The sequence below is a fragment of the Bacillus sp. CFBP9009 genome (assembly GCF_036541465.1).
In the GTDB taxonomy this organism is placed as follows: Bacteria; Bacillota; Bacilli; order Bacillales; family DSM-1321; genus Peribacillus.
Map to the genome: position 1 here is coordinate 39,139 of NZ_JAZHFU010000021.1, position 14,975 is coordinate 54,113.

The following is a 14,975-nucleotide window of genomic DNA, read 5'->3' on the forward strand; positions in this document are numbered from 1 at the left end:
TCTGCAATTCTAATACTGTAAGCGACTTTCCAAAAACAAGTTCATATCTATGCTAAAGGTCGATGATCGTTTGGATTTTAAAGGAAGTCTTTACAAACCGAAACAAAACTTGACAATTTATTCATAGATTGATAAAGTTATAAAAAAATAATTTCTTATCCAGAGAGGTGGAGGGACTGGCCCCATGAAACCTCAGCAACAGGTCTGCAATGATACTGTGCTAATTCCAGGGGGTGAAACCTTGATAGATAAGACCGTACGTGTTTATTTGTCAGTAACGCACTCTTTTTTAGAGTGCGTTTTCGTTTTTTCTGGATGCAAGATAAAGGAGAGTAAGAATGGAGAACAAAAGGAAGCATGATTTTCAAAGGGAAATGCAGGCAAGGCATATAATAATGCTATCGCTTGGCGGGGTGATTGGAACAGGTTTATTCTTAAGTTCGGGTTATACGATTCAACAGGCTGGCCCATTCGGCACCATCCTTTCGTATCTGATTGGGGCATTAGTGGTTTATCTAGTCATGCTATGTCTAGGTGAACTGGCAGTACATATGCCCGAGACAGGTGCGTTTCATAGCTACTCAGCTAAATACATAGGTCCTGGGACAGGGTATACAGTAGCTTGGTTGTATTGGCTAACTTGGACTGTTGCACTAGGTTCGGAATTCACGGCTGCAGGTTTGTTGATGCAGAGATGGTTTCCATCAATCAATGTCTGGATATGGAGTGCACTATTTGCCATATTGGTCTTGGCATTAAATGCGTGGACCGTTAAATTTTTCGCTGAATCCGAATTTTGGTTTGCGTCTATAAAGGTATTTGCCATTGTGATTTTTATTATTTTGGGAGCAGCGGCAATGCTAGGTTTTATTCCAATAATTCATTCACAATCCGCTCCGTTATTCTCCAATTTTACAAGTGAAGGTTTATTTCCGAATGGTGCTTTTGCCATTATAATGACGATGCTTGCGGTGAATTTCGCATTCTCTGGAACGGAATTAATCGGAATTGCAGCTGGAGAGACTGTGAATCCAGAAAAAACGATACCAAAGGCAATCCGTATGACATTATGGAGATTGATTATCTTTTTTGTAGGAACCATCGTTGTATTATCCGCATTATTGCCTATTTCGGATGCAAGCGTATTAGAAAGCCCCTTTGTGGCAGTTCTTGAACGGATTGGTGTGCCATATGCAGCGGATATTATGAACTTTGTTATATTAACTGCCATTTTGTCTGCTGCAAACTCAGGATTGTATGCATCATCCAGAATGCTTTGGTCACTTTCAGATAAGGAAACTATATCACCAATATTTGCAAAATTGACAAAACGGGGAGTTCCGATAAATGCAGTCCTTTTCAGTATGTTGGGCGGCTGTTTAGCCCTGTTCTCGAGTATTATTGCACCGGATACTGTTTACATAGTGCTTGTATCCATTTCTGGACTAGCCGTGGTTGTAGTTTGGATGAGTATTAGCGTGTCACAGTTTCTATTTCGCAGACGATATATAAAAGAAGGAAATTCAGTAAATGACTTGGCTTATCGAACGCCATTATATCCACTCGTACCAATCGTTTCTTTTATGCTATGCCTGGCTTCTTGCATAGGAATTGCATTTGATCCTACACAACGAATTGCACTATATTGTGGCATTCCATTTATTTTGTTTTGCTATGGAAGTTATTATATGACACAAAACCATAAAGAAAAGAGGAGTAGATCATGAACAATAAAACTAACCCAATTGACGCTATTTTACGAGATCATTCAGTCATGATTTTGGACGGAGCTTTAGCTACAGAGCTAGAGAGGCATGGATGTGATTTGGACGACCCGCTCTGGTCTGCACGTGTATTACTTGAAAATCCAGAAGTGATTTATCAAGTGCATTCTGACTATTTTCGTGCTGGAGCGGACTGTGCGATTACGGCTAGCTACCAAGCCACTGTTGAAGGTTTCGCCCTCCGCGGAATACAAGAAAAAGAGGCTTTGGAGCTAATCCGGAAAACGGTTTTACTCGCAAGAAAAGCAAGAGATAATTTTTGGAAGGAAGAAAATCAAACGCATAGGCCTAAGCCATTGGTTGCTGCATCTGTTGGCCCTTATGGGGCTTATCTTGCAGATGGTTCAGAGTATGTAGGAAACTATGGTGTTTCGGATGAAACTTTAACGTCATTTCATCGCTCACGAATATCAGCGTTGATTGAAGCAGGAGCTGACCTTTTAGCATTTGAAACGATTCCTTCCCTGCAAGAAGCAAAAGTATTATATTCATTATTGAAGGATTATCCAGAAGTGTATGCTTGGCTATCCTTTTCATTGAAAAATGAAAAAGCGATAAGTGACGGTACATTACTCGAGGAGTGTACAAGATTGTTTGGGGACAGTGAGCAAATTGCAGCAATCGGCATCAACTGTGCGCCAGTATCATGTATCACGGAAGCCATCCAGGTGTTGCGTGCAAACACGGATAAACCAATCATTGTTTATCCGAATTCAGGTGAAACATATAATCCAGAAACTAAAACATGGCATGGTCAAGAATCATGTAACAGGCTCGACCTGAAATCTGAAGAATGGCACCATGCAGGGGCGCGTTTAATTGGAGGGTGCTGCAGAACGGCACCACATCATATTGAAGACATTTCAAGAAAGTGGCGACCTTCCGTGGTGGTATCCTCCTAGCCCTTGTACTGTTATAAGGTATGTAGGTAGTATATAGACCCTAACTAAAAGGAACAGGAAGCGTCATAATCAGGCGGTTCCTGTTCTTTTTGAGCTCATTATTCAAACTCGAGTTATCTTATCTCTTAGGCTGAAAAAGAAACCGGTGCAAAAACAGTAATAGGGGAAATTAAATCATAATATTTGTGTGCTTGGGAAAACTAAACAAACAATGAATAGAAAGGAGAGAAATGAGTATGAGCCGTGGTAAAAATTTTAATCACAAAGAAAAAGGCCATCCAGGAAATTTACCTAATAATAGAATTAGCGAAGAGAAGGAACACAGCCGGCAGTATGAACAAATCGAGGATATTGTCACACATGAAGCTTTTAAAAATCGGGAAAAAGAAGACGAGATGCCTTAATATATTGATATTTCATGTATATATGGGGGGAAAACCATGAGCTTTTGCTATGGTTTTTTCTTTCATTACTAATAAATCAAGAGGGGAACAGATATCTATCATACCTTGTTGTAGTAGGCCGACTTTCTTCTATTAAAGATAATAAAACTTAAATTTTTCAGCTCGGGGCATCATTAGTCTTAAGTCACTAAGACGGGTTAGTAAGTATAATCTGCATTGTCATCCAGAAATAATTAAGGGCAACATAATTAATCAGAACCGGCTTATCCTAACTGGTTATAACCCTGGAATTTTTACAGCTTTAGAAATAAATCATGCCAGGTATAAGAACCTGATGAAGTACGGTTGTTCCCCATATACAAGTCTTGAGCCCAATTTCTGCTATGTTTCATTTTGTTTATCGCGATTTATTTCCACTTCTCGTTTTGCTCTAATAAAAGCGATAAATTGAATCGTCTCCTCTTCAGAAAGAGAGATTCCATCAACGGCTAGCTCCATATTTGGTAAATCCGTTAATTCAATGACTTGCGGTGACTCTGTGGTAATATCTTTAGCTGGATGATCTACTCGACCTAGAATGTAATCAGTGGATGTATCATATAAGCCTGCCAATAAATTAATCGTTTCTAATGAAGGGCGGCGGTGGCCCGATTCATAACCTGCATAGGTACTCTTGGCGATTCCAAGTCTGTCAGCGGTATATTGCAAAGACCATCTCTTGGCCTTCCTTAATGTAGTCAATCTATTTAAAATCATTCTTATTACTCTCCTTTTATATAAATCCATTATAACATCAAATTGAAATAAGTGTACGCGTAATGAATAATTTTAGCTTGATTTCACTATGAAACATGACTATAATAACATGTGGTGTACGCGTAACATGTACATTTGCAGCGAAACATCCTTTTTTGAAATGATAAGAATGATTGTGACACAGGGAGGCTATATAGGGGGTAGTATAATGGAGAAGTTGAAGTCAAAAATCAAGAAGTTGATGTTGATTACTACAGGTGGTACAATTGCATCGTTAGAAGGAAAAAATGGACTGGTTCCAGAGATGAAAGCTGACGAAATTTTAGGTCACCTACCGGGATTGGATTTACTATGCAAGATTGATAGTAAGCCTTTGATGAATATTGATAGTACAAATATGCAGCCGGAAGATTGGACAGAAATGGCACAATCCATCCATGAGCACTACCATGATTACGATGGCTTTGTGATTACCCATGGAACAGATACAATGGCTTACACTTCAGCTGCGCTCTCATATATGTTACAAGATTTAGGGAAACCAATCGTCATTACAGGTTCTCAGATCCCAATTGCCTTTAAAAAGACAGATGCCAAAAGAAATATCTCTGATGCGATTCGTTTTGCTTGTGAAGATATTGGAGGAGTATATGTTGTTTTTGATGGTAGAGTCATCCAGGGTACGAGGGCCATTAAATTGCGAACGAAAAGCTATGATTCGTTTGAAAGTATTAACTATCCTTATATTGCTACCATATTCAAAGATAAAATTGAGTATCTTAAGCCAGTTCATTCACCAAAGAATAAGGAAGCTAAGTTAGATGCTTCCCTATGTACTGATGTTGCTTTGGTCAAGCTGTATCCCGGTATTAAGCCTGAATTCTTTGATTTCCTGAAAAATCAATGTCGGGGAATCGTAATTGAAAGTTATGGAAGCGGTGGTATTCCCTTTCAAGGAAGAAATATTTTAGAGAAATTGAATGAGTTAGTACAATGTGGAATATCCGTAGTCATTACTACCCAATGTTTAGAAGAAGGGGAAGATATGGATATTTACGAAGTGGGACGAAAAGTGAACAAGAATGTCATCATTCGTTCCAGAAATATGAATACAGAAGCCATCATTCCTAAGTTGATGTGGATTTTAGCCAAGACACGGGATCCTAAAAAAGTGAAGGAAATGATGGAAACACCGATTGCAGAGGACATCACATTCTAGAACAAACAAAGGGGCAAGAGGAAATGTTGATAGAAGAGAGAACATACCGAATCGAGAAAGACTTTCTTGGGGAAAAGGAAATTCCGGCAGATGTTTATTATGGAATACAAACTCTACGCGCTGTAGAGAATTTTCCGATTACCGGTTACAAAGTCAATGAAGAAATGATTCGTGCACTAGCGATGATTAAAAAGGCGGCCGCTTTAGCAAATATGGATACCAAACGGTTATATGATGGTATTGGAAGCGCTATCGTCAAAGCTTCTGAAGAAGTGATTGATGGAAAGTGGCATGAATATTTCATCGTTGACCCAATTCAAGGCGGTGCGGGGACATCGATGAATATGAACATTAATGAAATCGTTGCCAACCGTGCGTTAGAACTTATGGGACACAATAAAGGTGATTATGTACATGTTAGTCCAAATAGCCATGTTAACATGTCGCAATCAACTAATGACGTATTCCCTACTGCCATTCATTTATCAACACTACGACTTTTAGAGCAATTGTTGCAAACAATGACCAAGATGAGTACGGTCTTAAAGAATAAAGCAAAACAATTTGATCATGTTATCAAAATGGGACGTACACATCTTCAGGACGCAGTGCCAATTCGCCTCGGTCAAGAATTTGAGGCTTACAGTCGTGTGTTGGATCGCGATATAAAACGAATCAGTCAATCACGTCAACATTTATATGAAGTGAATATGGGAGCAACAGCAGTGGGAACGGGATTGAACGCAGATCCGCGTTACATTGAAAATGTTGTTACATATTTAGCTGAAATCAGTAACTTGCCGCTTGTAGGAGCAGAACATTTAGTAGATGCAACTCAAAATACGGATGCTTATACTGAAGTGTCAGCTTCATTGAAAGTATGTATGATGAATATGTCTAAAATTGCAAATGATTTACGTTTGATGGCTTCAGGACCAAGAGCGGGATTAGGGGAAATCACACTTCCAGCTCGTCAACCAGGTTCATCCATCATGCCAGGAAAAGTAAATCCAGTAATGCCAGAATTGATTAACCAAGTCGCTTTCCAAGTGATCGGGAACGATAATACGATTTGCTTAGCATCAGAAGCAGGACAACTAGAATTGAACGTAATGGAGCCAGTGCTTGTATTCAACTTATTACAGTCAATCAGCATTATGAACAATGCTTTCAATGTCTTTACAGATTATTGTTTAGAAGGCATTGAAGCAAATGAGCAACATTTAAAAGATTATGTCGAACAAAGTGTTGGAGTGATTACAGCAGTCAATCCGCACCTTGGATACGAAGTGGTTTCACGTATTGCGCGGGAAGCGATATTAAAAGGCAAATCAGTTCGCGAACTTTGTTTACAATATGATGTACTGACAGAGGAAGAATTGGATCTGATTCTAAATCCTTATGAGATGACAAAGCCCGGCATAGCGGGAGCTTCTCTTTTTGATCGGCAATAACCAGTATATTAGTAGAAAGCATTAATCTATCTGATTTTTGATGTAATGACTATGCCTTTAGGACCGTTGGTTTTTAAGGCATAGTCATTAATTATATACATATGAAATGTTACCCAACAGTTTGTCAACTGCTTGTGGGTATCTAAAAACTGAATATTTGGTTATTTTTGATCGTCGATCTAATCTTATAGGTGTTTAACTATTCATAAAAACCCATCTCCCTTAGAATATCTAAGGGGGATGGGGAAGTTTTAGCTCAATAATATGCCTGTATTAGCCCTTTACTACTTCCTGTCCACGAACATTCCATGTAAATGCAAATACCACTACTGCCAGAACACAAGAAATCGTTATTAATGTGAAACCTGCATTCCAGCCTGCAAAGTCAACTATATATCCCATAACAGCATTAGCCGCTACAGATCCACCTAAATATCCAAATAAGCCAGTCAGTCCTGCTGCAGTGCCTGCAGCTTTTTTAGGAACTAAATCCAGTGCTTGCAGACCTATTAACATTACAGGTCCATAAATTAAGAACCCAATCGCAATTAGGGAAATAATATCGATCATTGGGTTGCCTGCAGGGTTAAACCAGTATACAAGGACTGCGATTAATACTCCTAGCATAAAGACAACCCCCGCCGGTCCACGACGTCCTTTAAAAACCTTATCCGAGATATAACCGCATAATAAAGTTCCCGGAATGCCTGCCCATTCGTATAAGAAATAAGCCGTACTGGACTCGTCCATGTTAAAGCCTTTTTCTTCGCTTAAATAGGTTGGTGCCCAATCAAGTACCCCATAACGGACGAAATAAACAAAGATGTTTGCAATCGCAATCGCCCAGACCCATTTGTTATTCAATACATATTTAAATAATATCTCTTTTGTTGTCAATTCTGTTTCAAACGTTTTTTTCATTTTATTTGGAAAATCATTACGATACTCTTCAATCGGTGGTAATCCAACTGATTGTGGTGTATCACGTATTAAGATAAATGAAATGATTGCTATTAAAATGGCAACTAGAGCAGGTAGTATAAAAATCCCTTCATAACCTGCATATGAAGGACCCATTATTGTTGCAAAGATGGAAACACCTGCAATCGCCAATGGTGCCATTAAGCCACCACCCACGTTGTGGGCAACATTCCATATTGCCGTTTTCCCTCCTCTTTCACTCACACTAAACCAGTGAACGAGCACTCTGCCTGATGGAGGCCAGCCCATCCCTTGAAACCATCCATTAATGAATAACATGATAAACATAATCGTAACGGATGATGTGAAAAATGGAACAAGACCCATAAGTAAGCTGACGATTCCGGCAAGTATCAAACCTACTGGCAAGAAATACCTTGCATTGCTTCGGTCTGACACAGTTCCCATTACAAACTTACTTATCCCATATGAAATCGAAATGGCTGATAATGCAAGACCCAGCTCTCCAGTTGAAAAGCCTTCCTCCTTTAAATATGGCATTGCCATGGAAAAGTTTTTACGAATTAGATAATACGCTGCATAACCAATGAAGATACCGATGAAAACTTGTAATCTTAGTTTCTTATATTCAGAATCAATTTTTCCTTCAGGTAATCTTTCAACCGGTAGAGCTGGCTTAAAAAATTTGAGCATCCAATTCCTCCTTAATATGATATTTTTGAACCTAATTAAGTAAAGTATTGATGATGAAACATAAAAAAAACTCATACCAAAATAGCAACCCTTTATGTTTAAAAGGTCCTATTAAAGCATGAGTCTCCAAATCTCCACCATCGTTAACTTGTAATAATTATACTATCTTCATAAGAAAACGCTGTCAACATTTTTTTGTGCCCGTTCGGACAAAGAAGGCACCATCAAGTTAACTGCCTAAGTCTTTTTTAGGACCAGTTTTAAAATCAGGATAAATATAGAAATAATTGAAGAAGAAGCTTATTCCGTATTAATATTTCTTTTAAAGATTTTTTTTGAACGAATGGTATGTGTCCAAAGTTCCGTTGAATATTAATGGTAAAGGTAAAACCAAATGAAGTGGCATACGCAATTTTTCAGTTTTTTCAAGATATTTAATATAATGTAATAAGTCATTTCCAGGTGGAAAAGGAGGATAACTTTGAAACAAGTGAATCGTTTTATCCGAAGCGTTACATTTCTAATGCTCGCATTTTTCATGGTTAGTGGGCAGGCTGCATTTGCTTCATCAGATTCAATATCATCGCAATCCACGCCAGACCTTTTAATTAGGCAGATCATGGGTTTAGCCTACGAATCCCAACAATCCATTAGCAGTGGACCATTTTCTGTAGGTGATTCGTTGAAGAAAGTGGAAAATGCCTGGGGTGCACCGGAAGATTTAAGTACCGTTGCAGCCAATTATTGGAGCCATAATGTCCGATTCCTCTATGACGGTTCAACAGGCAGAAAGACGATTACCGCCATTGATGATTTTGATCCGGAATTGCAAACCATCCATTTATCCATGCTGAAGGAATTGATCGGTGAACCTGTAAGTGAAGTGGAGCAAGAAGGGATGTACTATGTCACTTATACCGATTACGCAAATTATAAAGTGGTCTTCGTATTTGAAAGCGCCTGGATTAACCCAGATCCAAGATTGAATATGTATACGGTTGAATTTGCGTCAGATTAATAAGTCAAAAAAGGATCGTCCCTTTATTGCAGAGGGGCGATTCTTTGCTACCACCGGGAGAATTTTGTTTAAGAATCTAATCTTACCGTTCTATTCAATATTGTTCAGCCATACATTAAAAAGATGTAAGTAGAATGATTAAGGGGGGATTTGCTTTGTCAGAAGGTGTGCATAGTATCATTTTACCTGTTTCAATAAAAACAGTATGGGGATTTGTCAGTGTCATAGATCGTTGGGCACCTCTTGTCCCAGGATATATCAATCATGAGATGATAAATGAGGAGACACTTATTTGGGAGTTTAAAAGCGATTTGGGATTAATGAAGAAGAAAATTAAACTTGAAGTGAATATAATGGAATGGATTGAACCTGATAAGGTAACATTTAATCTTAAGGGATTAAATGAAAAATTTGATGGGCATGGCTATTTTTTAGCGGAACAGTGCGGAATTGGACAGACTAAAATGACTGGCTGCCTTGCGATTACGGCAAAAGGGGCCAAAGCCCCTATCGTCAATGCTTTGTTAAAAACATACGTTCCCCAAATGACGATCGAGTTTTCTGAGGCAGTTGCACAAAGTCTCCTTGTACAAAAATAGAAATTACATATTGGAGCTGTCATTATTGGATATTGGCACTTGACAATTATACCTTAGTGGTATGTATTATAAATTGTAATATTCTTTATAATGCCTTTATTCAACTGAATGGGTTTTGTAATGGATGTCTGGATACGATTCGTAAGTAATAGGCAGGGTAGGAGGCCTCACATGGAGTATGATAAGCAGGTTAAAAATAGAGTGAAGCGAATTGAAGGACAGCTTCGTGGGATATTGAAGATGATGGAGGAAAACAAAGATTGCAGAGATGTAGTAACGCAGTTATCTGCCACTAGATCTGCAATCGATAGGACAATTGGGGTAATAGTAAGTTCCAATCTTGTAGAATGCGTCCGGGAGGCTAATGAATCCGGAGAAAAGAATCCCGAAGAGCTAGTTAAAGAAGCTGTGAATTTATTAGTGAAAAGCCGGTAAGCAATAATATTATTGTTAATTGGAATTTTTAGGACAATGATTATAAGACAACCTGACCAATCTGAGAAATTTCAGTGTCCGGGGTGGATGTATTTTTTTAAATGGGCCTCTACAGGAAGAGGTCCATTTTTGTGAATTCTCTGTTTTCATTTCTGATAAGCAAATCCTTTGATATAAAGAATTTGCATGGTATCCTTAAAGGGATAAAAATTGAGTGAGGGTATGCTATGGAATTTACGCATGTTACATCGGTTTTGCTCGGCCTCGTCATTATTCTAAATATTTTATTTGCCACGATTGTCATATTTTTTGAAAGAAGGGAAGCGAGCACGACCTGGGCTTGGTTATTGGTGTTATATTTTCTGCCTGTAGTCGGTTTTATTTTATATCTCCTTTTTGGAACAAGTTTAAGGCACGCACACTTATTCCAATGGGAGGACAAGAAGAAGATCGGGATTGAAGAAATCCTTGATAAACAGATGGAAGAGCTTTCAACGGATCATTTCCCTTTTCGAAATGCTTCTTCAAGTAATTATCGTGATTTGATTTATATGCATCTCCGGAATAATGATGCCGTGCTTACTGAAGATAATCAAGTCGATATTTTTACGGAAGGGAAAAATAAGTTTGACCAGCTTTTTAAAGATATTGAAGCGGCCGAAAACCATATACATATACAATATTACATCATTCAAAGGGACGGCCTGGGTAAACGATTCATTGAAGCTTTGACTAAAAAAGCGAATGAGGGCGTCAAAGTTCGGTTGCTTTATGACGAGCTGGGTTCCAGAGGGATGACTAAACGTTTCTTCAGGGAATTTAGGCAGGCTGGAGGACGAGTGGAGGCATTCTTTCCATCCAAATTAAAATTTATAAATTTACGCCTGAATTTCCGTAACCATCGAAAGCTCGTCATCATAGATGGGAAAATTGGGTATGTTGGAGGCTTTAATGTTGGAGATGAGTATTTAGGGCTTAATCCAAAATTCGGTTTTTGGCGTGATACACACCTTCGAATAAAGGGATCGGCTGTCAAAGCCATTCAAACCCGTTTCATCCTGGATTGGAATCAGGCATCAAAGCACCATGATATAACGTATCAGCCTCATTATTTCCCTATTGTAAAGCCTCAAGGAAATATAGATTTGCAAATAGTGACAAGTGGGCCGGATTCTGAATGGGAACAAATTAAAAATGGCTATATTAAATTAATTTCTTCAGCAAAAAAATCGATTCTCATTCAAACACCTTACTTCATACCGGATGCAAGTTTATTGGATGCACTCAGGATTGCCAGCTTATCAGGGTTAGATGTGAAAATCATGATTCCGAATAAACCTGATCACCTTTTCGTTTATTGGGCAACAACTTTCAATGCAGGGCAGTTATTAAGAGCGGGAGCTAAGATATACATCTATGATAACGGTTTTATTCATGCGAAGATGATCGTGGTGGACGAAGAGGTCTCCTCGGTGGGGACAGCTAACATTGATGTCCGTAGTTTTAAATTGAACTTTGAAGTCAATGCCTTCATTTATGATGAAGGAATGGCCGAAACACTGACAAGGATTTTTTATAAGGATGTCGAAGTATGCAGGCAGCTTACAATTGAAGAGTTTGAAAAGCGTTCAAAGTGGATTCGTTTTAAAGAGTCCATTGCAAGGCTGGTATCACCGATATTATAATTTTTAAACTAAACGGACCATTACTACATGGTCTGCTCAGGCTGTAGACAAATTCGAGAAATGGAGTTTGCCTGCAGTTTTTTTCTTTATGAAATGTTCCAGTTGTTCAGAAATCCGCTCCCTTTCAGTTGTAGACAAAATTGTTATTAATTGAGTTTGCAAAAATCGTTGATTTCCTCTCCAGGCACTCGCTTTCCGCGGGCGGTCCGGGAGCCTCCTCGGCGCCTTTGCGCCTGCGGGGTCTCCCCTGGACTCGCTTTTCCCGCAGGAGTCTCGCACACCCGCTCCAAGCAACTTTGCTTTAATTTAGTTGGAACTTCTTTAGTCTACAAACTCAAAAATTGAGGCTGTCTACAATTTTAAAACAAGTACGGAGCTTGATTTCAGAAATCCGCTCCCTTTCAGCCGACTGTCAGCCAAGCATCATCAAAGCAAGCGCCTGTGGCGTCTCGGCTAGCCATTTATTCAGGAGGAGTGTAATTTCTTCAATCCATTCATAAAACCAGAAAAAACATTAAGAATCACTAGTCTTGCTTTAATATCATGGTTCGGGATGAGACCATTCGGAACGCCCTTTTGGTACAATAGTTTATATCCATAAAAGGGGGAAAAGCCGTGAAAACGTTTATAATCACAGGAGCTTCAAAAGGTTTAGGTGCTGCCATCGCCAAAGGATGTTTGCAGACGAGTGATCATTGCATTTTAGTTTCCCGTACAGCCAATCCTGAAATGCAGCGGCTGGCTGACCGATCAGGGAAGAAACTTACATTTATTTCGATGGACTTGAATGAAACTGAAAAGTTACCTTCCTTAGTCAATGAGATTCTTGCTGCTGTCGATGATACAAGTGACATTTACTTCATTAATAATGCAGGCGTTATTGAACCGATAAAGCCGGTAGGAAAGCTTGGTATGGTAAATTTGGAAACAAGCATGCGGGTGAATTTCATGGCACCCATCGTATTGGCTGATGAGTTCGTTAAACAGACAAAGGACTGGAACAGAAAGAAGGTAATGGTCAACATATCTTCAGGAGCAGCAAAAAACCCATATCATGGCTGGTCAGCCTATTGCAGTACTAAAGCGGGGCTAGAAATGTTCACTCGGGTTGCGGGGTTGGAACAGGATAAAACGTCTTTCCCTACGTCTCTCATATCTTTTTCACCAGGTGTAATGGATACGGAGATGCAAGGCACAATCCGGTCAGCAGACGAACGGGACTTTTCCGATAGAGACAAATTTCATGAATATAAAGAGAAGGGCATGTTAAGAAGCCCCGAATTTGTGGCAGATAAACTTTTGCAGCTTCTTGAAGCGGAAGATTTGGAGAATGGGAAGTTCTACGATATTAAGAATTTACTTTAATGTATGAGAGTATGTGAAACAAAAAATCAACTGATGACTTATAGCGTGGGGTTGTCCCTTTGGGCAGCCTCTTTTTTTAGTGATCCTTTATTCCATTTAAAAAACCTCCAAAAAACCAGGATATTATCATTAGGAAATATGATAATTCGTTCTATCCAATTACCTGAATAACATAAACTTTTTTGGAGGGAGTTTGGAGGGTTATGAATGACGATCATTATTGTGAAAAAAGGTGACAGCCTTTGGGAAATTGCCAGAAAAAATAAAATTCAACCATCGAGGTTAATTGAAGTCAACGGTTTGGAATCAACAGCTTTGGTTCCTGGCCTGGCACTATATATACCTGATGAAAAAACGGTGAATCGAAGGTATATAATTAAAAGTCAGGATACCCTTACTAGAATCGGCAGTCGTTTTGGAACGAGTGCAGCGGCAATCATGGAGGCAAATCCAGGAATCGTTGCAAACTCGCTAAAAGTCGGTACGGAAATTTTGATTCCGTCTCCTTACAAAAATCAATTGATTACGCTGGGTTTTGCCTTCCCGACTTCAGGTGGAGTAGTATTTGAAACACTTGAGCAGAATGGTGATAAATTATCCTATTTAGCCATTGTAGCTTATTCGTTTACAAGGGAAGGAAATGCATATGTTGATGGTGATGATCTCCCCCTTATCGCTAAATGCGAGCAGACAGGGGTGACGCCTTTACTTATGATCCGGAACTTTCAAGATGGTGATTTTGATGCTGATTTGGCGGGTGATGTCCTTGCTAGTACAGTATACAGAGCGAATTTAATCAATAGTATGCTGAATTTCGTTAAGGAGAAAGGGTATGGGGGTGTCAGTATGGACATCGAATTCATCCCACCTGCTCGGCGTTCCGATTATGTGCTTTTTTTAAAAGAATTAAAGGAGGGGTTGAACGAACTGATCCTTCATGTGAACGTACACGCAAAAACAGCGGATAATCCTGAAAATCGAATTGTAGGCGGCCATGATTATCGGGGGATCGGAGAGGCAGCCGACCTTGTTGCCGTGATGACCATTGATTATGGATATCCTACTGGCCCGCCTGAACCCATTTCCCCACTTTGGTGGATGGGCGAGGTTCTTCGTTATGCTTTGACGAATATTCCTGAATATAAATTGCAGTCGGCATTTCCTATGTATGGATACGATTGGGTAGTACCAAGCCACGGGACGAAAGCTTTATCAGCTCAAAATGCCCAAAATCTTGCCATTGCAACTGGCACTGAAATAACTTTCGACACCTCAGCGGCTTCACCTACCTATTCTTATCGAATAGAGAATTCGAATCATGTCGTTTGGTTTGAAGATATTCGATCGATAAGCGCAAAATATGGAATGATTGATGCATATGAACTGATAGGAGCAACTTATTGGCAGATTGGTTTGGAATTCCCACAGAATTGGGAGTTTATAGATAATAATATCTGGATTATCAAATAGAATGAATGGGTGCAGGCGGTGAAAAGAAGTGTTATATATTTTTTTCCCTTGTTTGGTTGTGCAACTTTTATCAGGGGCAAGCCAATCACACCTAGCAAGATCTTAAAGAAAAACAATATTGTTCGACGGGCTTGAAACCATAAAAAAGGAGCCATGGAAAATGAAGTGAACCCAAAAAGTTAGACACTTTATTTACTTAGGCAGCCTTGAGGGCATGAACCCGGTAATCTACCGGGCTCATGCCTTTTA

General features: G+C 39.3%; 13 protein-coding genes and 1 riboswitch. Of the genes, 11 read left to right on the top strand and 2 right to left on the bottom strand.

Translation table 11 applies throughout. The features are described 5' to 3' along the window. Positions 1-152: 152 nt before the first annotated feature. Positions 153-255: riboswitch (SAM riboswitch) on the top strand. An 83-nt stretch (positions 256-338) separates the two neighbouring features. The 3 genes from mmuP (at position 339) to V3595_RS25845 (ending at position 3,090) form a co-directional block, all read left to right on the top strand. Further along, the gene (mmuP, locus tag V3595_RS25835; protein WP_485910560.1) at positions 339-1,727 is read left to right on the top strand and encodes an S-methylmethionine permease; all 1,389 of its coding nucleotides are present in this window, start codon (positions 339-341) and stop codon (positions 1,725-1,727) included. Further along, a complete protein-coding gene (mmuM, locus tag V3595_RS25840) occupies positions 1,724-2,686 on the top strand; it encodes a homocysteine S-methyltransferase (protein WP_485910562.1) in 963 nt (320 codons plus the stop codon). Before mmuP ends, mmuM begins: the two co-directional genes overlap by 4 nt. 236 nt (positions 2,687-2,922) lie before the next feature. Next, complete coding sequence (locus tag V3595_RS25845) at positions 2,923-3,090, top strand: hypothetical protein (protein ID WP_162878727.1); 168 nt, start codon at positions 2,923-2,925, stop codon at positions 3,088-3,090. 381 nt (positions 3,091-3,471) lie between these two features. Here V3595_RS25845 and V3595_RS25850 read toward each other — a convergent pair whose 3' ends face one another. Continuing rightward, the gene (locus V3595_RS25850; RefSeq protein WP_485910564.1) at positions 3,472-3,846 is read right to left on the bottom strand and encodes a helix-turn-helix domain-containing protein; all 375 of its coding nucleotides are present in this window, start codon (positions 3,844-3,846) and stop codon (positions 3,472-3,474) included. Between the two features lie 229 nt (positions 3,847-4,075). Here V3595_RS25850 and V3595_RS25855 point away from each other — a divergent pair, with 229 nt between their 5' ends. Both V3595_RS25855 and aspA read left to right on the top strand, forming a co-directional pair. Continuing rightward, positions 4,076-5,065, top strand: a complete 990-nt coding sequence (locus V3595_RS25855) for an asparaginase (protein WP_485910580.1) — start codon at positions 4,076-4,078, stop codon at positions 5,063-5,065. Between the two features lie 23 nt (positions 5,066-5,088). Continuing rightward, on the top strand, positions 5,089-6,519 hold the full coding sequence (aspA, locus tag V3595_RS25860; RefSeq protein WP_137017492.1) for an aspartate ammonia-lyase: 1,431 nt from the start codon (positions 5,089-5,091) through the stop codon (positions 6,517-6,519). 273 nt (positions 6,520-6,792) lie between these two features. On the opposite strand, the gene glpT is transcribed toward aspA, so the two are convergent. Next, positions 6,793-8,154 (bottom strand): glycerol-3-phosphate transporter, encoded by a 1,362-nt coding sequence (gene glpT / locus V3595_RS25865; protein ID WP_485910566.1) that lies wholly within the window; start codon positions 8,152-8,154, stop codon positions 6,793-6,795. 490 nt (positions 8,155-8,644) lie between these two features. On the opposite strand from glpT, the gene V3595_RS25870 reads away from it, so the two are divergent. The 6 genes from V3595_RS25870 to V3595_RS25895 all read left to right on the top strand — a co-directional run bounded on the left by V3595_RS25870 (position 8,645) and on the right by V3595_RS25895 (position 14,726). Then, positions 8,645-9,172, top strand: a complete 528-nt coding sequence (locus V3595_RS25870; protein WP_485910582.1) for a DUF4309 domain-containing protein — start codon at positions 8,645-8,647, stop codon at positions 9,170-9,172. 155 nt (positions 9,173-9,327) lie between these two features. Beyond that, complete coding sequence (locus V3595_RS25875; RefSeq protein ID WP_485910568.1) at positions 9,328-9,771, top strand: SRPBCC family protein; 444 nt, start codon at positions 9,328-9,330, stop codon at positions 9,769-9,771. Positions 9,772-9,942: 171 nt separating this feature from the next. Then, positions 9,943-10,206, top strand: coding sequence for a metal-sensitive transcriptional regulator (locus V3595_RS25880; RefSeq protein ID WP_054395644.1), 264 nt, complete (start codon positions 9,943-9,945; stop codon positions 10,204-10,206). A 227-nt stretch (positions 10,207-10,433) separates the two neighbouring features. Beyond that, positions 10,434-11,891 carry a cardiolipin synthase gene (gene cls / locus V3595_RS25885; protein WP_485910571.1) on the top strand — a complete coding sequence of 486 codons (1,458 nt, stop codon included), beginning with the start codon at positions 10,434-10,436 and terminating at the stop codon, positions 11,889-11,891. 615 nt (positions 11,892-12,506) lie between these two features. Next, positions 12,507-13,256: a (S)-benzoin forming benzil reductase gene (locus V3595_RS25890; protein ID WP_485910573.1), complete on the top strand. Its 750-nt coding sequence runs from the start codon at positions 12,507-12,509 to the stop codon at positions 13,254-13,256. 207 nt (positions 13,257-13,463) lie between these two features. Further along, positions 13,464-14,726: a LysM peptidoglycan-binding domain-containing protein gene (locus V3595_RS25895; protein ID WP_485910575.1), complete on the top strand. Its 1,263-nt coding sequence runs from the start codon at positions 13,464-13,466 to the stop codon at positions 14,724-14,726. Positions 14,727-14,975 lie beyond the last annotated feature (249 nt).

Coding starts and splice junctions, on each gene's coding strand:
- V3595_RS25895 (WP_485910575.1), top strand. CDS start 13,464: ATGACGATCATTATTGTGAAAAAAGGTGACAGCCTTTGGGAAATTGCC.
- cls (WP_485910571.1), top strand. CDS start 10,434: ATGGAATTTACGCATGTTACATCGGTTTTGCTCGGCCTCGTCATTATT.
- glpT (WP_485910566.1), bottom strand. CDS start 8,154: ATGCTCAAATTTTTTAAGCCAGCTCTACCGGTTGAAAGATTACCTGAA.
- mmuM (WP_485910562.1), top strand. CDS start 1,724: ATGAACAATAAAACTAACCCAATTGACGCTATTTTACGAGATCATTCA.
- mmuP (WP_485910560.1), top strand. CDS start 339: ATGGAGAACAAAAGGAAGCATGATTTTCAAAGGGAAATGCAGGCAAGG.
- aspA (WP_137017492.1), top strand. CDS start 5,089: ATGTTGATAGAAGAGAGAACATACCGAATCGAGAAAGACTTTCTTGGG.
- V3595_RS25850 (WP_485910564.1), bottom strand. CDS start 3,846: ATGATTTTAAATAGATTGACTACATTAAGGAAGGCCAAGAGATGGTCT.
- V3595_RS25880 (WP_054395644.1), top strand. CDS start 9,943: ATGGAGTATGATAAGCAGGTTAAAAATAGAGTGAAGCGAATTGAAGGA.
- V3595_RS25845 (WP_162878727.1), top strand. CDS start 2,923: ATGAGCCGTGGTAAAAATTTTAATCACAAAGAAAAAGGCCATCCAGGA.